Origin of the sequence: Methyloprofundus sedimenti (assembly GCF_002072955.1) — a bacterium.
Classification (GTDB): Bacteria; Pseudomonadota; Gammaproteobacteria; order Methylococcales; family Methylomonadaceae; genus Methyloprofundus; species Methyloprofundus sedimenti.
In genome coordinates, this window is record NZ_LPUF01000001.1 from 1,609,824 (window position 1) to 1,633,447 (window position 23,624).

Sequence of the window (23,624 nt, forward strand, 5' to 3'; positions counted from 1 at the left end):
AAGGGTCATTCTCGATTGAAATTGCTTGTTTCAATGGCTGCTATTGGCTGTAAGCAGCCATTCAATAATAAATCTCTCACTGACCATATCTTATTAATACATTACTTAATTAATACAATTCCTGGCGACTTGAGCTCAAAGTATTTTGATTGAAATTAGCTTATATCAGAAAGAGCAGTTAATGCTTCGGATAGACTACTGACAGGAAAGATCTGTAAGCCAGCAATGGCTTTCTTGGGTGCGTTGGCTTTGGGGATAATAGCCTTTTTAAAACCATGTTTTGCTGCATCATTTAGACGAGCATAACCATTGGCTACGGGTCTTATTTCACCATTTAAGCCCAGTTCACCAAAGAAAAAACTATCGTGTGGCACGACGGTATTTTTTAGGCTGGAAACAATGCTGATAAGGATAGCAAGGTCAGAACTGGTTTCGGTGACTTTGATGCCTCCTACCACATTGGCATAGATTTCATCGCTGGCGGTGAATATGCCTCCATGCCGGGTTAATATTGCCAGCAGCATGGCCAGACGATTTTGATCAAAGCCCACGGCCAATCGGCGTGGATTTCCATACTGACATTCGGTTACTAATGCCTGTATTTCAACTAATAAAGGACGTGTACCTTCCCATAAAACAGTAACAACACTTCCGGGTGATGGTTTTTCTGTCCGATTCAGAAACATCGCGGAAGGGTTCTTGACTTCTTTTAGGCCGGCGCTATCCATAGCAAAAAAACCCAGTTCACCGACACTGCCAAAACGATTCTTATCGGCCCTGAGTACTCTAAATCGGGCATCATCCGTTGAGGCAAGAATAAGCTGGGTGTCGACGATATGACTTAATGTCATAGGACCAGCTAATGATTGATCTTTAGTGACATGACCCACCATAAAAACCGAGACACCATTTCTTTTGGCGTATTGAGTTAAATAACTTGCAGATTCTTTAACCTGGGAAACCGAGCCTGGTGTTGATTCAGAGCTTTGCGTGTGCATTACCTGAATGGAATCGATAACAAGAACTCTGGGTTTTATTTCATCAAGCGTATTGCAAATGTTTTGCACTGAAGTTTCAGTCAGCATCTTGATTTTGTTTAATGGCAGATTAAGGCGTATGGCGCGTTCCGCAATTTGCTGTAAAGATTCTTCGCCTGATACATACAAGACACTGACCTCTTGAGCAGCAAGATTGGCGATAACTTGCAATAATAATGTGCTTTTTCCAGCCCCTGGTGTACCGCCTATAAGTACCATGCTGCCGCATACTATGCCACCGCCTAATACTCGGTCAAACTCTGAAATGCCGGTAGCAAGTCGCTCTGTTTGTGCTAAAGTCACTTCAGACAGCAATTGCACTGTACTTTTTGTGCCGCTATAACCCAGGTACTGTGAGCTTGGAGTGTTATTGCCCAAGTGTACTTCCTTAATCGTGTTCCAAGCTTTGCAAGCAGTGCATTGGCCTGACCAGCGAGGCGAATCAGCACCACAATCTGAGCATACAAATGCAGTTGTTTTTTTTGCCATAAGACTTTGTTGTGTTGTTATTGAGAAATCTAATCAGTGTTGGCTGAGTTGGTTGCGCAGTGCTTTAGTTCGCCGGTATTGCACTATCAGCGGCAATAACTATACTCTACAGCCTTTGGAAGATGGCGCTATTGGGAAAACAGGTGGGGGGAGAGAACAATTAAAACTTAGCAACAATGTATAAGCGCTATAAGTTCTCTATCTAGTAATGCGCTGTTAGCCTGGTTAAGTTCAATAAAATGACTTAACGCTGAAATATCATCTAAATCAATATGCTCACATTTAAAGCTGACTTCATTATCTACAGCATGGCTAATAGATAAGTTCATTACAATCGGCGTTGTATCAGGTAATTGCAATGTCAGTGTATAGAGTGACTCCAGGCTATGTTGCTCCCATGTATCTTTAAAGCCTAGTATACAACCATGCAGAGAAATATCGATAAGTTCACATGGATACTCAATATCGCCATAATTGAATAGAGCTAAAGCGCAGTCAAAAAGAGTGTGAAATTGTAGTAGATCCTTATCTGGCTTCATGTCATAACAGTCCGTGAAAATTGCATGAGAATATGGTTAATAAAAATGAGGTCGCCATTTTTTAGTAAAATGGATTTATCCGCTAGTGCTGTATTATTAATTTTGATGTTCTCATTAGGTTCCAGAATTGAGGCGAAGTAGCCTTCTTTTCTATGGACAATGATAATAATTCCTACACCCTTATGGCCTATGTGGGTTATATTTTTTTAAGTTGTACTATACGGCCAATATGTTTACCTGCCATTATTTGAAGACTTGCTTCGGGTTGACCGGGCAGGTTTTGATGTTGCTGGTTTTTGGTGCGCTGCTTAAAAATAGCTTGAGAGGCAGGGGGAGTTGTTTCAGTAGGGTTATAGACAATACGATGTTTGCCTATTGTAATGATGTCATCATTTTTTAAATGATGACTCCTACGCCGTTCGCCATTGATGATCAGAGGAAAGTCTGCATTTAACTGTTTAATAATGCTTTCAGTGGTATGCAGAGTAACAGCAGCATGTGCGGGTGCAAAAGCCAGACTATCAATGTACAAATCATTACTTTCATCACGACCTATACTTACAACGCCTGATTTAAATACTGCGGTATGTACAGGATTATCATTAAAAAAAATGCTAAATATTGCCATTGTATTAGAGAATATCTGTGCTTGTTTAGTTTTTCTAAGTATAGACAAGTTTTGGCAATGTTGTTAAAAACATATTACTAAAGTAAAGCTCTATGCTAACTAAGCAAATTTAATTGCTTGAAACTCCTTGATTTATTTTTTTAGGTAAAAACTTGACTTGAGTAATCGCATGCTTATTGCGCGAAATAATTTCTAATTGCAGATCATGCATCATAAGACTGGTCCCTGCCTGGGGGATTGTTTCAAGAAACTCAATAATTAAGCCATTAATGGTTTTAGGGCCTTCGGTAGGGAGGTTCCAGTGGGTAATACGGTTGAGTTCTCTCACCGTTACGCTGCCATCAACAAGATAACTTCCATTTTCATATTTTTTAATGTCGGCTTCTTCAGTCATGATTTCGCCGACAATTCCCTGTAGTAGATCATCCATGCTGACAAGTCCCTGCACATCACCGTATTCATCCACAACTAAGCCAATGCGCATTCTGTCAACTTTAAAGCTTTGTATCTGTTTGTGTAGTGGGGTTGTTTCCGGGATAAAAATGGGTGTAATCAGGTTATTGGTTATATCCTGTTTATTGAAATTTTCAGTATTAAAAAGCTGCGTGAGAATGGTTCTTAGATGTAAGAATCCGATGACTCGGTCTATACTTTCCTTATAAATCGGTATGCGAGTATGTGGACATTTTTTAAGATGCAGGACTATATCTTCAATCGGATCCTCTATATTAATACCAATAATTTCATTACGTGGTGTCATAATATCTTCGACTGTTGCACTTTCCAGATCAATGATACCAAGTAATATATTTTTATATCTATCCGGCATAATCGAATCAGTCTCTAAAACGATACTTTTAAGCTCATCCTTATTAAGTGTTGGATGAGTATGCTCGCTGGCTCTCACGCCGAAAATACGCAATAAACCATTGGCAATAAGATTGACAAACCAAACGATGGGATAAAACAATTTTAATAACGGGGTATAAATCCAGGATGCAGGAAACGCCAGTATTTCGGGTTTAAGTGCTGCTAGGGTCTTTGGTGCGACTTCAGAAAATATCAATACCACAAGGGTTAGAATACCAGCAGCTAAAGCAATACCTTCATCGCCCATAAGGCGCATACCAATAATCGTAGCCAGAGAAGAAGCCAGAATATTGACGAAGTTATTGCCTAACAGGATTAGGCCAAGAAGACGGTCAGGCCGTTTTAATAAACGCTGAGCTTTTTTTGCACTTCTATGTCCTTGCTTTACCAAGTGCTGCAAACGATAACGATTAAGGGTCATTAACGCTGTTTCAGAGCCTGAGAAAAAGGCGGACATTAAAAGTAATACTGCCAGTACACCAAAAAGTATACTAAGGGGAATGTCGTTCAAAAGATAAGCATTGAGTTAGTTAAGTTAGGTATAGTTTCTATAGATGCAAAAATATTGTCAAGTATCACTTAATAAAAATGGGTGATAGCAACTAAGCGATATTATAGTTTACCTTAGATAATTTATCTAAGTGTATGATATAAATATATTATATTTATATGTGTCTATGTTGGCAATTCAATTTCCCACAAAAAATAAATGCATTAGGGACTTGTTCTCGGGGAGCCGATATTGAATACACAAGTAAGTTAAAAATTAAATTTATAGGACATAAAAATAAAATCTGGTGAAAAGATGCGCTCATTTTGCCAAACAAAAGCCAAGTAGTCCAAGGTACTTTGATGTGTTAAAGCACCTCGGACTATTTAAAACAACTTCCTGATTACGTATAATTTTCAGCCTATCACTAACCACTTTGTAGCCCGTTATGGCGCTAGCGGAATACGGGATATTTATGATACATATTCCCCGCATTCCGTAAACTTCATGCGGGCTACATTGGATGTATACGCATTTTTTAAGGATAGCTGACGCTTGTAGGAAATCAGAAACAGCTTTAGCTTGTTTACCCCGCCTATTATTCTAACGGGTGATAATCCTGCCTAGGCTTCAAGTTCACCGGCAACGTCATATTCAGGGGGTCCTCCTAGCCAGATGATTCACCTCGCATAAAGGGAAGATTATCATCTCCATTACTTTGGAGGTAAGATTAGCAACTCTAATACTTGTCTAACGGGCGGTAATCCTGCCTGGGCTTCAAGTTCACCAGCAACACCACATTCGGGGTGTTCCCAGCCCGGTGACCCACCGCCTATAAAAGTAAGGTTATCATCACCATCCTGACTTGGGCCTGCAGGAACATAGTCAAGCTGAGCCAGATGGCGTACTTTCCATGCAATAACGTGGTCTTCACAGGATGAACTGCCGCTGACCCCTAGGGCACCAATTAATTTACCACTGGAATCATATAAACCTAGTCCTCCGCCAAATTGTATAAGGCCACCATGTACTTTCCCCAGCATGGGATCAGCAGGCGTTCCAAAATCTTCTGCTGGTCCCATATAAGCAACCGCAGTATCGACTGGAGACGCATTTGATACATGCCAAAGACTTCCGCCTGGTTGTGTCGCTTCATATAAGTTTGCAGTAGACAATGCAAATTTGGGTAGAGTTAGGGAATTTGCAGTATAGGCTTTTGCTGCGGCTATGTTTCTACTATCTGGCCATTGATCCCCTCTATGATCACCGGTAAACACGACTGCACAAACCTTGCCGTCACGGTTAACTACATTTCCCCACATGTTAAAGCCAAAGCCGCCATTATCCTCGGCCTGGACTGTACTTAACAAGCTTTTTACCACATTATGTATGATGGTCTTGCTGGCTCGGGACATATATCAATCACTGGTTCTGCTGAAACTGACCTAACTGCGAGGATTAAGCTGCTAGCTAACATTGTTTTTTTTATTTTTAAGTTCATCGCGCACCTTTATTATTGTTTTTATTGGAAATTAATCTTACTTGTTTCAGAGCTTGAATGTCAAGTATATTGAATATTTTCAATAGGTTAGGTTATTATTTGCTAATGTGTAGCGCTGAACCGATACTTTTGGCTAGGGCAGCAACGTAAGAGGCGTATTTTTGTTATCCATCTGTACTATCCCCAAGTCTTCCAGAATCGTATATAAACACGGCACCACAAAAAGCACCAACAGAGTAGAACTGAGAATGCCAAACACAATACTGGTTGCCAGTGGAATTAAAATCTGAGCCTGTGGGCTTTGCTCAAATAATAACGGTGTTAAACCGACTATGGTGGTTAAGGAGGTTAATATTACCGCCCTGAATCGTTCACTACTGGCTTTTGCCGCTGCCTGATGAGGGCTCATACCTTCACCAATATGTTGTTTAACAAACTCAACTAACAGTATAGAGTCATTGACCACAATACCGGCTAAAGAGACAAAACCCAATAAAGAAGGCATGGTGATATCCAGCCCCATCCATAAATGTCCGAAGATAACACCGATAAAAGCCAGCGGAATATTGGCCATCACTAAAATGGGTTCCGAATAAGAACGAAACTGCAGGCTCAATAGGGCAAAAATACCGATCAGTCCCATTATCATGCTGTTACGCATGGAAATTCGAGTGAGCGGACCTTCTTTAATTTCTCCTTCAAAATGCATGCTGATATCAGGATATTGTTGTTTAAATTCAATCAAAAATGTCTTTTGCAAATCCTGAAAAATCGCTTGGGTATTATTCACTGTTGCATCTATATCGCCAAAAATAGTCACTGTGCGTTGTGCATTAATACGCTGGATACGAGAATAATCACGAGTTGACATGATCTCGGCAACATTAACAAGTGGAATGATTTTTCCCGATACAGGGTGAATAACAGGGAAATAATCAAAGTCAGCTAATTCATCCTTGGATGCATTATCCAGCTTCACAATGACCTCATAGGTATCCAGATCAATCGAGGTCTCCAGAACTTCTATACCTTGATAAGCAGCACGTAATTGCGCAGCTATTTCCTGTGCAGTTAGACCCAATGCAAAAGCACCGGGCCTTAACTTTAACGTAAATTCAGGTTTTCCCGGACGCAAATCATCCATCAGGTTGCTAACACCCGGGTAACCGGCTATCCAGTTCTGTAACTGATGGGAGGCTTGTGCAAGCCTGTCTAGATTATCACCCTGTAAACGTATGTAAATAGCCCGTCCTGCGGGACTAATAATGGGTTCTTTAATCGCAATATTTAAGGCTTCAGGTATGGCTCCAAGATTTTTGCGCCATTGTTCGGCAATTTGAATAACTGACAGTTTGCGTTGCTCAGCAGTTAACAAATCTACGCTGACCGTGGCCAAATGCGCGCCGCCTTCAAAGGCATCTTCATTTTTACCATAATGTACGGTCATGCCTTTTATCAAGGGTACGTGATAGTTTTGTTGGTAGTTTTTATTAACTGCTTGAATGCTGCTGGTGATTTTGTTTATGGTGTGTTGCGTTTGTGCCAGTGAACTACCTACGGGCATCAGTACTCGTGCTTGTAATAAATCGCCTTCGATATTGGGAAAGGCAGAAAATTTAACGATCCCCGAGACTAATAAACTGACAGACAAGATAAAAACACCGACGACTGAGCCCATGAATAAATAGCGGTAGATAATCAGTTTTTTTACCCAGCCATAGACCTTTAGATGAAATTTTTCAAAAGACAGGCTAAATCGCTGACGAACTTTTGAGATGGGTTGTGCAGTGCTGTTTTGTAATGAGTGTTGTAAATGATGCGGCAATATCAAGAAAGCTTCAATCAACGAAATTGTAATGACTGAAATTAATACTGCAGGAATGGTGAACAGTAGTTGGCCTATATTGCCATGCAGGAATAATAAACCGGTAAAAATACACAGTGTGGTGACATACGAGGATATAACACCGTTTTTTACTGCCATGGTGCCATCAATAGCAGCTTGTGTCGGTGTTTTACCCAAGGTTATATGTTTGCCTATGCTTTCGCTAATGACAATCGCATCATCCATCAGAATACCCAGGGCAAGGAGCAGAGCGACCATCGACAGCATATTCACGCTAATGCCCCACTGGGCCAGGATAAACGCACTGGCCAGGAAAGACACAGGCAGCCCCATGACGACCCAAAAAGCATAGCGTGAGCCAAAAAACAGCCACATCACGCCGAATACCAGTAGTAAACCCTGCCAGGCATTGGTAACCAGCAAGGAGATTCGGTCAGTTACGATACTGGTAAAATCCTGTGTCAGATTAAACTGGACTTGCTCAGGAAGTCGTTGTTGTTCATCAGCTATAAATTGATTCACTGTTTCCAGTACGCGTAAACTATCATCTTGAGAGTTTTTACGTATTTTTAAAAATGCCGTGGGCATATTGTTATAGGTCGCTTTATCTTCAGCTTTTTCAAAGCTATCAATAATCGTGGCAATATCTCCCAGGCGTACTTCATTGCCATGCTTGCCTTTGATAATAACGAGTTCGTTCAACTCTTCAACTGAGCGACGCTCATCATTGAAGCGAATTTGATAATCACGCTTGGCGGTCTGAATTTCACCTGTGGGTAAGTCCAGGTTTTGCTGTGCGATAATAGCGGCAACGGATTGCAGACTTATCCCATAAAGACGTAATTTATCTTGTGCAAGCTGTATTTGAAATTGACGTTTTGAAAAACCTTCGATACTGATTAATGGAATCCCCGGCACTCTTAACATACGTTCCTTGATATTTTCTGCCAGGTCCTTTAATTCGGTTTTAGGAATATTGGCACTCAGTGCAATAGTCACTACATCTTGAGTGCGGCCTAGTTCTTTTATAATGGGTTCTTCACTGTCATCGGGGAAGTTTTCCACTTCATCGATTGCACTTCTAATATCATTATTAAATTGTACAAAATCGCCACTTTCCTGCATTTTAATGGTGGCTATTCCCATAGATTGACGTGCTTCGCAACGTAGCTCATCAATAAAGCTGGTGCCATCAATAGCCTCTTCTATTGGTTTACATATTTTTTGCTCTATTTCTCGAGGGGTTGCTCCGGGGTAAAGAACTTTAACTTCAATTTCGTAATTTTTTATCTCTGGAAAGGTTTCGCGTTTAAGTGCGGGTAGAGTAAATAAACCAATAATAATAAGCAGACTCATTAATAAATTGGCTGCAGTGGGGTGCAGGATAAAGTAACGAATCATGCTATTGCTCCTTTACCCAGTTTGCAATTGATTGTTGTAAAACGGTGTTTACGCTGGCTTTAACTTGCATACCTGGAATGGCCGGAAATACATCTGAGACAATCAGGCTTTCTCCAGCTTGCAAGCCATTTGCTAATAACACCATTTCACCTTGTATCTGACTGTCTTTTACTGTGCGACGTTGTAATTGGTTTTGCTGGTTGACAATGTAAATTTCATTTTCATGCAATGCGTCGCGAGGAATGACAAAGAAAGTCCTGGCTTTACCTTGTAGCAAGACTTCTGTGAACATGCCTTGCATTAAGGGTGGCTTGAAGCCCGGGATTAGATGTTGATAGGGATCATCTACGCTGACGATAATACCCAGTGTGCGTGTTTCTGGATCAAGTTGACTACTAATACGTTCAATATTGGCTGGCCAATAGGGGGAATCCTTGCTGGCCAGGCGAACTTTTGCGCTGAGACCTAATTGATTGAAGATGTCTGGTGATAATACCGATGTAAAGGCTTCTTTAAGTAAGGGAGCTTGCCCCTGAAAATCGTTGGCCAGCATTCTGACATGTTGCATAGCAAATTGGGCGTTAATCAGCATTTTATCGGTGGTTTGTGCTGTATAGAGTAAGGTGCCTTTATTGATATATTGATTTTCATCCACCGCCAGTTCTGAAATACGTGCATTAAAAGGAAGTTTGATGATGGTGCGGTCAAGATTGCGCTGATGAGTGCTGACTAAGGCTTCAGAGTTAGCCAGGTTTGCTTGTGCACTGGCTAATTGTTCCGGTAAGGTTTTTAGTTGATTATTAAGCTTTTGCACTTCCTGTTGTAATTGTAAAACATTCACTTGCTGATTATCGTAGCTGGATCTGGAAATAGATTGTTTTTTTAATAAAGACTGCATGCGCGATAATTCTACATTAGCCAGTTTTAGCTTTTTCTGCACCAAAGTAAGATCGGCAAGCAGGTTGCTTTTCTGCAGTTCAATCTCTCTAAGCTTTGCCTGATTGCTGGCGATGGTGGCTTGTGTTTGTTGTAAGGCTGATTGGTAATCTTCTGTTTCGATACGCATGATCACCGTGTCTTTCATCAGGATCGAACCATTGCGTAATTGTGGATGTATATAGGTTATTTTTCCTGATACTTCAGCCTTGGATTCGAGCAGGATATCCGGTTCAACAGTACCGAAACCAATGATTGCAGGTCTGACTTGGTAAGGTCTGACCTCTATAATATTAACCGGCGTTATTAACCCAGCGCCAGATTCATGTACCATTTCGGGTTGTAACTTGACAATGGCAACAGCAATAAATATGCAAGTGAATAGTGCGATAGGAAAAAAACGACGTAGGGTAAGATCTTTGAAAAACGACATATAAGCTGTGTCCTTTTTAAGTATATGGCGTGACGCGTCCAGGGGATATGCATCAAATCATATTTAATGTAAGTGCAACGCGTCTGCGTTGGGCAGGCCGGTTGGCGCCTAAGATGAAATATTATTTTACTTTATTACGTACAAGGCTCAGCCATTATGAAAAAAACCGACTGCGTCATTCCGGCAGTCTCTTATCGGGAATCTATTGCTTAGGCCTATAGATTCCTGCTAACAACATACAGGATGACTAGCGTACTTTAATATGACTGAGAGTTATGGGTAATCAGGTTATCTTATGCCAGCTCCTGAGCCGACATTACCACCTGGTGAGTGGATACGAGAGTACACTTAAAAAACACGATTAATAAAATGCGAAATATCGGTAATTTCTTCCAGACATAGCGAATGTTGCATCGAATATTCATGCCAGCTTATTGGATAGTCCATAGACTTCAAACGCTTAAAAGACTCTTTGGCTATTTGGGGGTATACCACTGGATCCATCGTGCCATGTGCCATAAAAATGGGTGTTTCATTATTGCTCGGCGAGCGTTCGGTTATAAGTTGCTCAGTGGTCGGCAGATAGGTTGACAAAGCCATAATACCTGCCAGTTTTTGGGGAAAGCGCAGGCCTGTGTGCAAGGCAATGACACCGCCTTGAGAAAAGCCGGCTAGCAAGATATTTTCAGCTTTAATGCCCTTATCAATTTCGCCTTGAATGACGTCAACCAGCAATGCTGAAGATTGATAAATATCCTCTACAGCCACTTTACGGTCCAGGGACGCTTCGAGAATGTCATACCATGAGCGCATTTTCATGCCGCCGTTAATAGTGACAGCCTGAACAGGGGCGTTCGGAAAAATAAAATTAATGTTTTCTGGTTTATCAATGCGCAGTTCTGGCACAATGCTTTCGAAGTCATGCCCATCAGCACCCAGGCCGTGTAACCAGATGATGGAGTAGAGCGGGGTAGAAGTAGCTGGTATTTTCACACAAGTGAGAGTTGTAGTCATAGTCGTTATCGGTAGTTAAACAGGTTTTTTAGTCAGTAGTATTTTGCGTCTTTGCGCACGATTTAAAATAGCTTGTTTTTCAGGTTCTTTACAGTATGCCCACTGCGTTATTTCATCCATTAAGCGAAAACAGCCTACGCACATATCTTCATTATTTAAGCTGCATTCGCGGATACAGGGAGATTCAATGACAGCTGTATGGTAGCTATTGAGCAAATTGTTGATTTGTTCCAGGGACGGAGTTATGTCTGTGTAGTTAACCGGTATTGTGTAAATTTCAGCATTCAGAACCAAACGTAAAGAAGGGTAAGAACTGACGCCTAATCGTCGCGAAAAGTGTCTGTGTTCAGTGAGTTTTATATCTATATCCAGGCTGAGTAAATCGTGGCTAAACTGACTGATGTTCAACGGTAACTCAGATGCACAAGCGATAAGAATCTCATTTAGTGAAGGGTTTTTGGCATCCTGATAATAAGCGCGTTGAATTACCTGGCGCATGGGGTTAGCAAATTCTGCAGATTGGTTTGTCGCTGCAAGGATCGCTCGACAGGCAGGGTAGGTGGATCGGTAAGGTATGTTTTTTGTCCAGAAATCAAAATTAAATCGTACCTTAGGAACGGTTAATTCTATTTGCCGCCAGGCCTGTTGAATCATCACCTGTGTATCAAGAGGCATGGGTATTTTACTATCAGCTGCCAGACCGCCGAGAATGGCTGTGAAAGTAAGTTCAGCAGGCAATTGTTTTTGTAATGCGCTCAAGGATTGCTCAAAAGCATAGCACCAGCTGCACATGGGATCATATATATAATAGAGTGTATTATCTTCAAGCTGCATTTTGATGAATGTGTCTTTGATGTGCAAGTAGTAGGTTCAGTGGTGCTAAATTGAGATTATAACCCTAAATTAGCTCTATGTAGCCTGTAATAACCAGCGATAAGTGTCAAATTTATTGGCTGATTCTTAAATAAAACCTGAACATCCCTCTGGAATTTGCAAGTTATTTTTCAAAATCAACTCATAAATTTGACGCAATTAACCGCCTCTCTACAAATCAGAAAAAATATAAAACAGAATACTGATATATCTCTAATTATTATTTAGGCAATCATACTTTGCCGTCATTATCATACACGTCAGCATAAGTGAACACTTCTCATTAGCTGTTAAGCCGCCTTTTCATATATACTCGCAAGTTCAATGTAATCTCGGTCATGATGTAACATAGACCAGTCACCACGGTGTTATCAGTGGCTCTGGAGCTTCGCGGAAGAGCCACTGATAACTCGTGATATATGCCGCCCCAATGCTCGAATAGCCTTGTTGTGCGTCTTTCCTTCGGAGCGTTTTTTATCATAGTAAGCGCGAGACTCAGGCACGTAAGCCATGTGACGACAAACAGCGGTCATCATCGCTTTACGAGCCCGGGTATTGACGTGTTTAGGTGATTTAGTTCCTTGGTAGGCCCCTGATTGATTGTCCAGAGGAGCCATGCCGATATAGATTGAAAAGCTACTCTGTTTGTAGGTCGAGCTGTATAAGGTTTTGCAAGGCAACCTTATCGTTGCTCAGCTGACGTCGTTGCCTGGTTAGACGTTTTAGCCTATGGTTGACTGCGTGCACAGGCAAGCACCGCTTGCAGAACACCTTTAGCGAGGGGTAAATGATCCTGAAGCTGAAACAACTCCAGAATTTTATGCGCATCAATCGAATCGGATTTTGCGGGTGCGGGAAAGATTTCTTTAAAGCGAGCAAGTTTGAGGTTATTGACGTTGTCAAGCTGATATCCGTGCCTCTGGACCTGGCTATCCAACGGGCGAGCGCAACCATTGTAGCCTTCAATCGCGACATCTACGGGTAGATGACATAGGTGTTCTTGCTACTCAATACGGCTGAAAAAATGTTTAAATACTGCAGGAGTATGGGTAATTGAGAATTCGTCCAGAATCCCGCCTTCAGAAAGGCCAATAGCCACATAATGCTCGCGACTACCGATATCAACTGCGACTTGTAAGTGTGGTGAATTGTGAATGTTCATGACGGTCTCCATAGGTTAACAATAACAGTGGATAAAAAACCGTCCTGTGTTTCGTCTACTTAGTAGAACCACAAATAACTTCAATAAAAGTCACATGAGATCACTCGGCACCATCCCAATAAAGACATCCTGGACGGGCGCAAGTGGCGGGGCGGCATTTCAAGTTCGAGCCGTTACCCTAAAGTACGGCGGACCCCATGAGCCACATCCCCACCAAATTCAGTTTTACACCCCTGGCAAGATGCCCGCCACTTGCTTTGAAGAGAATTTCAGGTTGCAGAATAATCGAAAAAAATATTCGGTTTGCACTTGTAGATATAAATATATAGATAACTTTTCCTATAAACACTATATCTATTACTTACTAGTCATTTCTCTCCATAATTCTATAGTAGACCCCGTGCGCTTCTACGCATTAGCCGCGAAATCGGGCTGTGGAAAATCGATAAACACGTCATCAGTATTGCGTCAATTATTGACTAATGCTGTTATTTATCGAAATCAAGAGGACTTTTCGCCTGCTTGATTGTCTGGCTTTGTACAGTATGCGTATAAATCATCGTGGTTTTTAAATCGCTATGTCCTAGAAGTTCCTGTATTGTTCGTATATCGTAATTCGCTTGTAGCAGATGACTGGCAAAAGAATGTCTAAAGGTATGCGCGGAAGCTCGTTTGGTTATATGCGCATTAGCAACCGCTTTTTTTATGGCTTTTTGCACGACTGTTTCATGCAAATGATAGCGCATCAGTTGTTTGCTTTCTTGAACCTTGGTTAGTGAAGTGGCCGGGAAAAACCATTGCCATATTAACTCTTTCGCTGCATTTTTAAATTTCCTGCTCAAACTGTTCGGCAAAAAAACACCATCATAATTTGACTGCATATCTTTTTCGTACAAGGCAATAACCGAGTTCAACTGCTGCCGTAATTCATCCACAAGTGTTTCCGGAATAGGCACAGTTCGGTCTTTTTTTCCTTTGCCATCATGAACTGTCAAAATGCCGGCATCGAAATTAAAACATTGTACCCGTAGACTCAAACACTCACTCAATCTTAATCCGCACCCATATAACAGTTTAGCGATCAAGTGTACCGGGTGATCAAGATGATCAAAATGAGATCAATTTCTTCACGCGATAACACCACTGGAATATAGGTTGTTCTTTTTGCCCGGGCAACACCTTTGATTTCACCAAACTCTTTTTTAAAACATTTCGGAAAAGGAACAGCAATGCATTAAATGCCTGATTCTGGCTGGAAGCAGAAACCTTTTTTTCAACCGCAAGATAACTCAGGAAATCAACCACATCTTTTTGCGTCAGTTGCTGATAAGCTTTGCTTTTGGTAAAAGCTTGAAAATGTCTTATCCAGGACTGGTAAGCTTTTAGGGTTTTGGGTGAATAATGCCTCAGTTTGATTTCAGTCTGTAATTGGTTGAAAACAAAAACCCAACTCTGCCCGGTTTGTTGATAAGAAGGAGCATTATTTTTTCTGTTGTCTGTATGGTTATGATGAGGCGGTTCAGCAATAGGGTACGCAGCAGGCGAATGATTCCTGATTGAAGTGGAGGAGTGATTAGAATCACTCCGGGGAAGAGGGTAGGCAGTTTTTGTATCAGTATGATCAGAATTTTGAGGTGTTTCGGTACGGATATTGGCATGATTAACGAGCTTCATCCGATAAAAGAGCTGGATAGCTTGTTGAGCTTGTTGACATTGCTGTTCAGACTGCCGTTTTTCCCTTAATTTTTGCAAAAAAAGTGGTAAGCTGTTTTTATTATCAGGGCTATGCTCATATTTATGACAAAAATCCCAATAATAGCGTAGCCATTTTTTATAGTAACCTTGTTCCGGTTTTGGTACAGCTTCTTGAATTAATAAATCACAGAAATAGTGGTTAATATGTTCTGGAATAGTGAACATGGGAAGATATACTGAAACTGTTTTTTGATAGAAAAAGATGGATATACTGCCTAGAGATAGTAGCTTTCAGTAATGTGCTTGTCAAATAAGTAAAGTCTAGTGTATAAGTTATGCAGAAACTAGATAATAACTTGTTATGCATCAAAGGAGAGATCGTGGGAGTAACTGCACCTTACAGAAGAACTGCTAGAATCTTTACCGATAATACATACTCTGATTCAGGTAAGTGGATGTATGTTCTACATGGAAATTATGCGGACTCCCCCGAAAATTTTGTACGCGCTTTCCTATTAATTCAAAAAGATGTTTTAGAACTTTTCGACTATATCGAGCCGTCAGATGCAAATCTGGCTACCCACTCTCACCGAATTCATGAACTTCTGCTGAGAACATGCGTAGAGGTAGAGGCTAATTGTACTGCCATACTAAGAGAAAACGGATACACAAGAAGCGGCGATTGGAATATGGGTGATTATAAGAAAATCGAACAAAGTCATTATCTATCACAGTACGAAGTTAAAGTACCTAATTGGCTTGGCTCAGCTGGTGTAAGGAATCCATTTTCTTCTTGGGCTTCTTCAGGCTCCCTGGGCTGGTACACAGCTTATAACCACACAAAGCACGACCGACATCTAAATTTCAACCAAGCAAATTTTGAAAACTTAATTGATGCCGTTGCAGGGCTTTCGGCTCTTTTGGCCTCGCAATTTCTTGATAATGACTTTTCACCGGCAGGCATGGGGCTATCTGTAAATCCGGGAGGCCCAAATGATGGTTTCGAACCGAGTATTGGAGGGTTCTTTCGGCTCAAATATCCCACCAATGTCCCTGACTCTGAGAAGTATGATTTTGGCCATTCCGACATTGATTTTAACAATGACATATTCCAGAGCTTCAACTACACGTAGAATGCATAACAAGGCGCTGCTGTCGGACAAATTTTCCGCTGCGCTCCAAATTTGCCGCAGAGCGCGGCGTTAGGCACATTAAGAGTTGAGCATGGAAGATACCCACGAATTGCTAGAAAAAATGGAAAAAGCGCGAAAAGAGAGGCTTGCGGAGCACAAGCAACACCTGTCCTCTGAAGAATACCAGAATGCTTTAAACCTACTGAGTGTCGTTACCTCGGATTTTATAAAGGGTATGAAGGCGTGCTCGATGTATTGTAGTCGCGGCGCTGAATTCAGAGATAACTCACTCTCCTTGAACCACATCGATGACTATTTCATGTCGGCAATCATGATCATGATGATGTTAAAGGAAGGGGGAATTAATCCAGCAAAGCGAGAAATTAGATACTTGATTGATTCTAGTATGCGTTACCTCTATGTGGACCAACAACTTTGGCGTGGCAGAATTGAAGAAAAGTTAATGTACTTTGATAAAAAAGTTGATAAATCAAATATTAAGTACATCAACGATATCGACCTACACATGATAAAGTCACCAGACTTGAAGTCAGAATTCAGCTCTGAATATAAATCAACATATTACAAAGCCTGTGAGTATGTTCACGCATCTACAAAGCAAATAGAAGAGCGCTTTTCTTTGTATGAGCAAGGTATCACTATCGGACTTGACCGAGCTGAACAACTTCAAGAAGTCGCTGAGTTATTGAGTGAAGTATATTCATCTCTTCTGGTGTTTACTTTTCATGCCGCTGGCGTAAGTACAGTAGGGGATTTAATGGTTGATACCCTTTCTCCTCAGGATAGTTGGGTCTACAACGGAAACAAATATCTCGCGGAAATTGATAGGCATTTCGATTACAAGCACGAAAGACAGGAGTTCCTCGCCGAAATAGAGGAAACCCGTGTATATAGAGCATGGCCTAACAAGGCATTGCAGCGGACAAGCCGCTGAATGCGGCGTTGGGCGTAAAAGATATGACCAGAAAAACCAGAGAGAAGCTTCCAAGCACGGTTGCATGCGGAAATAAGGTCTGTACGCGAAGCAACTTGAGCTTCATGTTGTATCAGTGTTCATATCCTGCTGATAACGTTGAAGACGAGCATATTCATTGGTATGCCTATCCAAGAATCGCAGGGCACGCTATTCAATGCACATGCGGGCATTACACTATCTTTTATAATCCGGCGGAACAGTCTCCGCCAAAGCGACGCGTCTAAGCTTTAACGTTGAGCAAAGTCATGAAGCAATCATGATCAAAAATAAAATAATGAACGAAGATATTCAAAATTTAGGGAAATTTATTCAGATTTATAAGAACTTGAAACAAAACGAAGATTTGTATTTGAGTTTGGAAGACTATCAAGTTTCTAATTATTCGTCATACTTTTTTGAGTCGTTTTTGGAATTAAACGAAAATTTAGAAAAAGTCGTAAATTTAACAAATTTAACCGAAAAGAAACTTGAGAAATACAGGCAGCTTAACGGCCAAATATTTCGGCGGTTAAAGCTAGATTATCCGCAACTGTATAGTATTGGTGGTAATATTTCTGAAATATTCCATTTTTCATATGAGGCGGCTGAAAACGCAATAAGCAATTATCTGGCTCAATTCTCTGGAAAACCAAGGCCATTTTTCGCTTGTGGATTCTCCTTTTTTGACATTTATGTTCCTGATCATAGCTTCATTAGTTTCATGCTGGAAGATCAGCTAATTGAACTCGATAATTTTTCATTTGCAAGTAACCGTATTAGCCTAAATACCATTGAACTTAATGAAAAATTTAATCTTACTGGACAAGAGTATGAAATCTATGAAAAAGCATATTCAGCTTGTTTAGATGTTTTGCATAATAGACTCGGCCTTAAAGGTAGTATTAACTGCTATATTGATTGACAAGCCCAACAAGTCGGTCAAAGGGACGCACCGCCCGTTGGCGGTTTTGAAGTTTAGTTTTTCATCAAGGTTCGGTGGCTTCGCTTAAGCCCGCAGAGGCGGCGCGCCCCTTACCGTAACGTTATACATAGATGAGGCTCTTGTGGAATTATCAAAAGTAGTACCTTGGGGAAGGTCATTAAACGAATACAGTGAAATGTTCTTGTTATCGGAAAATGATCTTAACGGAAAGGTCCTTGGCTGTGGCGATGGACCTGCCTGTTTCAACGCTCAAGTATCACGAAACGGAGGGAATGTCATTTCTGCTGATCCCATATACCAATTCAGCACAGGTGAAATCCGTTCAAGAATTGACGAGGTTTATTCCCAAATAATGGAGTAAATGTCAAAAAACAAGGATCGCGAATTCAAGCAATTAATGCAACACCCTGTGATTTATTTATATCAACCCCCGTTATTTGGCAAAATACTTCCCATGGAGTTCTGTAATTTAACCCTTTTCTTGGACGATGATTAAGTGCTGTAATGGCACTATCAACCTCATCTTGAGTTACCTTATCCAAAGGTTCTTTTTTAGGGAAGTATTGCCTTAATAAGCCATTGTGGTTTTCATTTAAACCTCGTTGCCACGAATGATACGGTTTGGCAAAATAAGTGCCGCAGTCAAGTGTTTTTGCAATGGCTTCATGCCCACAAAACTCACGTCCATTATCAAAGGTAATCGTGTGAACCCAACGTTTAAAAGGCTCAAGAGCATTGATAATCGCCTCTTTCGTTAATTCAGATTCTTTACGCTCAATTGAGATGGCGAAGTTGAGCTTTGAGACCCGTTCAGTCAGCGTCACCAATACGCCTTTATGTCCTTTACCGATAACAGTATCTGCTTCCCAATCACCTAAACGCGTTTTATCATCAACCACTTGTGGTCGCTCATCAATATCAACACGGCTGGGTATCGTTCCGCGATAATCATTTTTTCCATATCGCTTACGATAAGGTTTGGCTTGATGCCTCAAATAAGTATACAAATCGCCACCGGCTGCTTTGTTAGCTAAAATATAACGGTAAATAGTCTCATGACTGACGGAGTCCTTACCTTGTTGTTTTAAGCGTCCTGAAATACAGTCAGGGCTCCATTTCTCTTTGATTAAAGGCGTTATTATCTGTTGTAACTCAGCCGTCATCTTGATGTTTTTGGGCTTATCAATATGGCGTTGTTTAGCTATTCTCTCAGCTTGCTTGTAACGATAACCACACTGACCTGTATTACGCGTAATTTCACGTCCAATAGTCGATTTATGACGCCCCAATGTGATGGCTATTTGATTCTTAGAAACGCCTTGTTTTAGTTGCGTATAAATGTAAAATCTTTCCTCTTGGGTTAGATGGTTAAACGTGTTCATTGAGCACCTCTTTTTAGTTTCAGGTTTTAGTCGACGGAAACTATACCATCTAACCCTTTAAAGAGGTGTTGCAGTTATTATATGAATTCGGGGATGATTATGTTTGGAAAAACATCAGAAGTGTTGAAGAGCTTGGAAAGGTTAGATTAGATGCCATGAAGCTATTTTTGGCTGACTATGAAGATGGCAAAAAATCAGGGAAGTACATCAATGCGTCATTGCCGGTCTTGCCATTTCAGGATACTGAATTTGATTTGGCCTTGTGTTCTCATTATTTATTTTTATATAGCGAATATGTAAGCCAAGAGCAGCATATCCTATCTATGAAAGAATTGTGTCGTGTGGCTAAAGAAGTGCGTGTCTATCCGCTGCTCTCTATTAGTACCAATACCAAATCAAAACATCTCGAACCTGTCATTTCAAAATTAACTGAAATGGGGATCTGCATTTCGTTAGTTCCGGTCGATTATGAGTTCCAAAAAGGTGCTACTAAAATGTTGGTGGCAAAATATGTATAACACAGCGCTCAAAGGTACGCTCCTAACGTCGCGCCCCTTAGCTCGGCGTTGGGCATCACGAAACGCATTTTGCACATGACAACACTTCCGAATCTCATCGCTTATCTTACCCCGGTTGCAGAGCACTATCTCACGCTTCTACGGGTTCATCCGTCCAAGCGCTACAACTATGCAACGCGCGGTTACTTCGATCTACCCGTCATTGAAGTGGACCAGCACGGCCCAAAATGCAAGCGAGGGGAGTCGTGGCTTTACTTCGCTGTTCCAGCAAACGCTGGCCTTACAGCATTAGCGCCTCAAGAGCGCTTATATGTCGGAGCTCAGACGCAGGACCGGATGTTCCGAGGTGACGGACTCAGAAATAACTACCACCATGCAGAAATGCGTGCTGGGAACGGGAGTGATAACCCTGCTTCTTTTTTGGCTTCCGGCCAGCAAATTACTATCTTCCGTGCTCCTGCTTATCAGATACAGGCACTGATATCTGAAACTCCGGCACTTGGCCTATTGCGAGTTCTGGCTGAACAACCCAGAACTCCAAAGAAGCACCTTGGGTGGTGGTATGAGCAGTACGTGCTGCACTCAGAACCCAGGCAGTGGCGCTGGAACACAGCAGCGGCCGATAAGTCTTTCGCAAAGCTGTTTAGGTCATGACACCGGCGGCGCCCAACAAGTCATTCCAGCCGACCGCTTTCCGCTACGCTCCAAGCGTCGGCTGAATTCTACGTTAGCCATGTAGGGTGGGCAGGTTTTTTTGCCCACCTTGTTTATCGGCCAATGGTGGGTTAATGGTGAGCAAACGGTAAAGCTGTTTGCCCACCCTACGTTGAATATGGGAGGACGTTGTTATGTCGAATTATCGCCGCGTGGATACACGGGGGGCTTGTTATTTCTTTACTGTGGTGACATTTCGACGACGGAATATTTTAACCGTTGAGGATTCTCGCGTCTGGTTACGCAATGCGCTAGGCAATACACGAAAACGCTATTCATTTACAATTGATGCTTGGGTATTGTTGCCCGATCATCTTCATTGCATTTGGACGTTGCCGGAAAATGATAACGATTTTTCGGTACGCTGAAGCCATGTAGGGTGGGCAGGTTTTTTTGCCCACCTTGTTTATCGGCCAATGGTGGGTTAATGGTGAGCAAACGGTAAAGCTGTTTGCCCACCCTACGTTGAATATGGGAGGACGTTGTTATGTCGAATTATCGCCGCGTGGATACACGGGGGGCTTGTTATTTCTTTACTGTGGTGACATTTCGACGACGGAATATTTTAACCGATGATGATTCTCGCGTCTGGTTACGCAATGCGCTAGGCAATACACGAAAACGCTATCCATTTACAATTGACGCCTGGGTATTGTTGCCCGATCATCTTCATTGTATTTGGACCTTGCCGGAAAATGATAACGATTTTTCGGTACGCTGGAATGGTATCAAAAGACGATTTACAAAGTCTGCAAAGGATAGCTTACATAAACCTGAATGGCTTAATGCCTCAAAGCAAAAACATCGGGAAGGTACCATTTGGCAAAGACGTTTTTGGGAGCATCAAATCCGTGATGATAACGATTACCAGCGACATATGAATTATATTCATTACAATCCGGTTAAGCACGGTCTGGTAAAAGCTGTGAGTGAATGGCCATATTCGACATTTCATCGCTATGTCAATCGAGGAATATACCCGGCTAATTGGGGTGGCAACAATTTAATTCAAGACGATGATATGGATTATGGTGAGTAGGGTGGGCAGGTTTTTTGCCCATCGTGTTTATCGACCAATGGTGGGCAAACGGTAAAGCTGTTTGCCCACCCTACGAATTGTAGCGTATTTGCTGGAGATTAAACTTTAGTGTATTTCAAAAGTGACACGGCGCATGAATACAGACATTGATTCACCCTGCATTCTATTCAGGAGGATTATTATCCAGCATTCTGACTCGCCAGGTAATCTTCATAGCTGCCACGAAAATCAACAATCCCTGCCGGTGTTAATTCCAGTATACGAGTCGCCAGACTGGAGACAAATTCTCGGTCATGACTGACAAAAATCAAGGTGCCCGGGTAATTTTCCAACGCCAGATTGAGTGCTTCAATGGATTCCATATCCAGGTGATTGGTGGGCTCGTCCAGTAACAGAATATTATTGCGGCGCAGCATCAGTTTACCAAAAATCATACGGCCTTTTTCACCGCCTGATAAGACACTCACCTTTTTAGAGATATCATCCTGGGTAAATAATAAGCGCCCCAGGGTGCCTCGTATGACCTGATCATCATCACTCGGTTGTCGCCATTGCTCCATCCAGTCGAATAACTGTTTGTCTTGTGCAAAGTCTGCAGCGTGATCCTGTGCGCAGTAGCCTATATCTGAATTTTCAGACCATTTGACCTTGCCGGCTGTGGGTTCTGTTTCTCCTGCCAGGCATTTTAATAGTGTGCTTTTGCCTATTCCGTTCGGGCCGATAATGGCAATACGTTCTCCAACTTCTACCATTAAATTAAAATGACTAAATAATTCCTGATCATAACTTTTCGTCAGACCTTCTACTTCCAGCGCAAGCCTGTGTAGCTTTTTATCTTGATCAAAGCGAATAAACGGGTTTTTGCGGCTGGAGGGCTTTATTTCGGTCAGGTCAATTTTTTCCAGTTGTTTTGCCCGGGATGTCGCTTGTTTGGATTTTGACGCATTGGCTGAAAATCGACTGACAAAAGCTTTGAGTTCAGTAATTTTTGCCTGTTTTCTGGCATTATCTGCGTGTAACTGGTCTGTGACCATCGTTGATGCAGTCATATAATCATCATAAGAACCTGGATAGAGGCGAATCTCACCATAATCCAGATCAGCCATATGGCTACAGACGCTGTTTAAGAAATGACGATCATGCGAGATAATGATCATTGTGCAATTACGCTCATTTAAGACGCTTTCTAGCCAGCGAATGGCGTTGATATCCAGGTTATTAGTCGGCTCATCGAGCAGCATAATATCGGGTTCAGAGAATAGCACTTGCGCTAATAATACACGTAATTTCCAGCCAGGCGCTACGGCACTCATAAGCCCATAGTGTTGATCTTGCGCAATTCCCACGCCGGCCAATAATTCGCTGGCGCGCGCTTCAGCCGTATAGCCATCCATTTCGGAAAATTCAAATTCCAGCTCAGCTGCACGCATGCCATCCGCTTCTGTCATCTCCGGGTTAGCGTATATGGCATCACGTTCTGACTTTACTTTCCATAGCTCCTCGTGGCCCATAATAACGGTATCCACTACGGCGTATTGCTCATAAGCAAACTGGTCTTGCTTCAATTTACCGATACGTTCATGAGGGTCTTTGGAGAGATTTCCAGATGTGGCTTCCAGGTCACCCCCCAGAATTTTCATAAAGGTTGATTTGCCACAACCATTGGCACCAATTAGTCCATAACGATGTCCGTTACCAAATTTAACAGATACGTTTTCAAAAAGTGGCTTGGCGCCAAATTGCATTGTGATGTTTGCTGTTGTAAGCATGATAATATTCTAGGGAGTAAAGTAACAACGACAAACTCATAAGCCTGAAGGGACAGGTAGGTATGCCGTTTATGTATGTAATATCTTTAAAAAGAGCCGTATTCTACGCGATTTCGATGTCTAAATGTGAGTAAATCAGAAAATTCTGCGACTTGAGTTTGAGCCTCAGATAAAACGGGCTATAGGTTAAATAAGTTAACGTTGCAAGTGTTGTGGGTGCAGCGGTTAGGTGCTTG

At 41.8% G+C, this 23,624-nt stretch carries 22 protein-coding genes; 7 read left to right on the forward strand and 15 right to left on the reverse strand.

The window, feature by feature from the left end; all coding sequences use genetic code 11:
* Window positions 1-155 precede the first annotated feature (155 nt).
* The 13 genes from radA to AU255_RS19730 form a co-directional block, all read right to left on the reverse strand.
* Entirely contained in the window at window positions 156-1,526 is a 1,371-nt protein-coding gene (gene radA / locus AU255_RS07120; RefSeq protein ID WP_080522225.1) for a DNA repair protein RadA, read from the reverse strand.
* Window positions 1,527-1,693: 167 nt separating this feature from the next.
* Window positions 1,694-2,065, reverse strand: a complete 372-nt coding sequence (locus AU255_RS07125; protein ID WP_080522226.1) for a PilZ domain-containing protein — start codon at window positions 2,063-2,065, stop codon at window positions 1,694-1,696.
* Between the two features lie 196 nt (window positions 2,066-2,261).
* Window positions 2,262-2,693 carry an FHA domain-containing protein gene (locus tag AU255_RS07130; RefSeq protein ID WP_080522227.1) on the reverse strand — a complete coding sequence of 144 codons (432 nt, stop codon included), beginning with the start codon at window positions 2,691-2,693 and terminating at the stop codon, window positions 2,262-2,264.
* A 109-nt stretch (window positions 2,694-2,802) separates the two neighbouring features.
* Window positions 2,803-4,074, reverse strand: coding sequence for an HlyC/CorC family transporter (locus AU255_RS07135; protein WP_080522228.1), 1,272 nt, complete (start codon window positions 4,072-4,074; stop codon window positions 2,803-2,805).
* Between the two features lie 692 nt (window positions 4,075-4,766).
* Window positions 4,767-5,468, reverse strand: coding sequence for a GlcG/HbpS family heme-binding protein (locus AU255_RS07140; protein ID WP_143735878.1), 702 nt, complete (start codon window positions 5,466-5,468; stop codon window positions 4,767-4,769).
* 219 nt (window positions 5,469-5,687) lie between these two features.
* Complete coding sequence (locus tag AU255_RS07145) at window positions 5,688-8,801, reverse strand: efflux RND transporter permease subunit (protein ID WP_080522229.1); 3,114 nt, start codon at window positions 8,799-8,801, stop codon at window positions 5,688-5,690.
* Window position 8,802: 1 nt separating this feature from the next.
* A complete protein-coding gene (locus tag AU255_RS07150; protein WP_080522230.1) occupies window positions 8,803-10,170 on the reverse strand; it encodes an efflux RND transporter periplasmic adaptor subunit in 1,368 nt (455 codons plus the stop codon).
* A gap of 348 nt (window positions 10,171-10,518) precedes the next feature.
* Complete coding sequence (locus AU255_RS07155; RefSeq protein WP_332889035.1) at window positions 10,519-11,163, reverse strand: alpha/beta hydrolase; 645 nt, start codon at window positions 11,161-11,163, stop codon at window positions 10,519-10,521.
* 36 nt (window positions 11,164-11,199) lie between these two features.
* A complete protein-coding gene (locus AU255_RS07160) occupies window positions 11,200-12,018 on the reverse strand; it encodes a DUF1289 domain-containing protein (protein ID WP_080522232.1) in 819 nt (272 codons plus the stop codon).
* 410 nt (window positions 12,019-12,428) lie between these two features.
* Window positions 12,429-12,737 carry a transposase gene (locus AU255_RS07165; RefSeq protein WP_143735879.1) on the reverse strand — a complete coding sequence of 103 codons (309 nt, stop codon included), beginning with the start codon at window positions 12,735-12,737 and terminating at the stop codon, window positions 12,429-12,431.
* 323 nt (window positions 12,738-13,060) lie between these two features.
* On the reverse strand, window positions 13,061-13,219 hold the full coding sequence (locus AU255_RS19720) for an IS110 family transposase (protein ID WP_143735880.1): 159 nt from the start codon (window positions 13,217-13,219) through the stop codon (window positions 13,061-13,063).
* A 488-nt stretch (window positions 13,220-13,707) separates the two neighbouring features.
* A complete protein-coding gene (locus AU255_RS19725) occupies window positions 13,708-14,304 on the reverse strand; it encodes a tyrosine-type recombinase/integrase (protein WP_143735881.1) in 597 nt (198 codons plus the stop codon).
* Window positions 14,305-14,326: 22 nt separating this feature from the next.
* Complete coding sequence (locus tag AU255_RS19730; RefSeq protein WP_143735882.1) at window positions 14,327-15,139, reverse strand: site-specific integrase; 813 nt, start codon at window positions 15,137-15,139, stop codon at window positions 14,327-14,329.
* Window positions 15,140-15,249: 110 nt separating this feature from the next.
* Here AU255_RS19730 and AU255_RS07180 point away from each other — a divergent pair, with 110 nt between their 5' ends.
* The 3 genes from AU255_RS07180 (at window position 15,250) to AU255_RS07190 (ending at window position 17,945) form a co-directional block, all read left to right on the forward strand.
* Entirely contained in the window at window positions 15,250-16,047 is a 798-nt protein-coding gene (locus AU255_RS07180; protein WP_080522235.1) for a hypothetical protein, read from the forward strand.
* A gap of 91 nt (window positions 16,048-16,138) precedes the next feature.
* Window positions 16,139-17,002, forward strand: coding sequence for a hypothetical protein (locus AU255_RS07185; RefSeq protein WP_080522236.1), 864 nt, complete (start codon window positions 16,139-16,141; stop codon window positions 17,000-17,002).
* A 316-nt stretch (window positions 17,003-17,318) separates the two neighbouring features.
* Window positions 17,319-17,945, forward strand: coding sequence for a hypothetical protein (locus tag AU255_RS07190; protein WP_143735883.1), 627 nt, complete (start codon window positions 17,319-17,321; stop codon window positions 17,943-17,945).
* Between the two features lie 407 nt (window positions 17,946-18,352).
* Here the strand turns inward: AU255_RS07190 and AU255_RS07195 are convergent, their stop codons facing one another.
* On the reverse strand, window positions 18,353-19,348 hold the full coding sequence (locus AU255_RS07195; protein WP_143735847.1) for an IS30 family transposase: 996 nt from the start codon (window positions 19,346-19,348) through the stop codon (window positions 18,353-18,355).
* A 65-nt stretch (window positions 19,349-19,413) separates the two neighbouring features.
* On the opposite strand from AU255_RS07195, the gene AU255_RS07200 reads away from it, so the two are divergent.
* The 4 genes from AU255_RS07200 to AU255_RS07215 all read left to right on the forward strand — a co-directional run bounded on the left by AU255_RS07200 (window position 19,414) and on the right by AU255_RS07215 (window position 21,619).
* Complete coding sequence (locus tag AU255_RS07200; protein WP_198942558.1) at window positions 19,414-19,866, forward strand: inorganic diphosphatase; 453 nt, start codon at window positions 19,414-19,416, stop codon at window positions 19,864-19,866.
* A gap of 336 nt (window positions 19,867-20,202) precedes the next feature.
* A complete protein-coding gene (locus AU255_RS19735) occupies window positions 20,203-20,520 on the forward strand; it encodes a hypothetical protein (protein ID WP_143735884.1) in 318 nt (105 codons plus the stop codon).
* A 194-nt stretch (window positions 20,521-20,714) separates the two neighbouring features.
* Window positions 20,715-20,948, forward strand: a complete 234-nt coding sequence (locus tag AU255_RS07210; protein WP_198942559.1) for an REP-associated tyrosine transposase — start codon at window positions 20,715-20,717, stop codon at window positions 20,946-20,948.
* A gap of 119 nt (window positions 20,949-21,067) precedes the next feature.
* On the forward strand, window positions 21,068-21,619 hold the full coding sequence (locus tag AU255_RS07215) for an REP-associated tyrosine transposase (protein WP_080522239.1): 552 nt from the start codon (window positions 21,068-21,070) through the stop codon (window positions 21,617-21,619).
* 179 nt (window positions 21,620-21,798) lie between these two features.
* Here the strand turns inward: AU255_RS07215 and AU255_RS07220 are convergent, their stop codons facing one another.
* Entirely contained in the window at window positions 21,799-23,388 is a 1,590-nt protein-coding gene (locus AU255_RS07220; protein WP_080522240.1) for an ABC-F family ATPase, read from the reverse strand.
* Window positions 23,389-23,624: the final 236 nt, after the last annotated feature.

Excerpts from the sequence above, each read along its gene's own strand:
- AU255_RS07125 (WP_080522226.1), bottom strand. The coding sequence starts at position 2,065 with ATGAAGCCAGATAAGGATCTACTACAATTTCACACTCTTTTTGACTGC.
- AU255_RS19730 (WP_143735882.1), bottom strand. The coding sequence starts at position 15,139 with ATGTTCACTATTCCAGAACATATTAACCACTATTTCTGTGATTTATTA.
- AU255_RS19720 (WP_143735880.1), bottom strand. The coding sequence starts at position 13,219 with ATGAACATTCACAATTCACCACACTTACAAGTCGCAGTTGATATCGGT.
- AU255_RS07180 (WP_080522235.1), top strand. The coding sequence starts at position 15,250 with ATGCAGAAACTAGATAATAACTTGTTATGCATCAAAGGAGAGATCGTG.
- AU255_RS07150 (WP_080522230.1), bottom strand. The coding sequence starts at position 10,170 with ATGTCGTTTTTCAAAGATCTTACCCTACGTCGTTTTTTTCCTATCGCA.
- AU255_RS07140 (WP_143735878.1), bottom strand. The coding sequence starts at position 5,468 with ATGTCCCGAGCCAGCAAGACCATCATACATAATGTGGTAAAAAGCTTG.
- AU255_RS07130 (WP_080522227.1), bottom strand. The coding sequence starts at position 2,693 with ATGGCAATATTTAGCATTTTTTTTAATGATAATCCTGTACATACCGCA.
- AU255_RS07215 (WP_080522239.1), top strand. The coding sequence starts at position 21,068 with ATGTCGAATTATCGCCGCGTGGATACACGGGGGGCTTGTTATTTCTTT.
- AU255_RS07190 (WP_143735883.1), top strand. The coding sequence starts at position 17,319 with ATGAACGAAGATATTCAAAATTTAGGGAAATTTATTCAGATTTATAAG.
- AU255_RS07160 (WP_080522232.1), bottom strand. The coding sequence starts at position 12,018 with ATGCAGCTTGAAGATAATACACTCTATTATATATATGATCCCATGTGC.
- radA (WP_080522225.1), bottom strand. The coding sequence starts at position 1,526 with ATGGCAAAAAAAACAACTGCATTTGTATGCTCAGATTGTGGTGCTGAT.
- AU255_RS07220 (WP_080522240.1), bottom strand. The coding sequence starts at position 23,388 with ATGCTTACAACAGCAAACATCACAATGCAATTTGGCGCCAAGCCACTT.
- AU255_RS07210 (WP_198942559.1), top strand. The coding sequence starts at position 20,715 with ATGTCGAATTATCGCCGCGTGGATACACGGGGGGCTTGTTATTTCTTT.
- AU255_RS07195 (WP_143735847.1), bottom strand. The coding sequence starts at position 19,348 with ATGAACACGTTTAACCATCTAACCCAAGAGGAAAGATTTTACATTTAT.
- AU255_RS07185 (WP_080522236.1), top strand. The coding sequence starts at position 16,139 with ATGGAAGATACCCACGAATTGCTAGAAAAAATGGAAAAAGCGCGAAAA.
- AU255_RS07145 (WP_080522229.1), bottom strand. The coding sequence starts at position 8,801 with ATGATTCGTTACTTTATCCTGCACCCCACTGCAGCCAATTTATTAATG.
- AU255_RS19735 (WP_143735884.1), top strand. The coding sequence starts at position 20,203 with ATGTTCCGAGGTGACGGACTCAGAAATAACTACCACCATGCAGAAATG.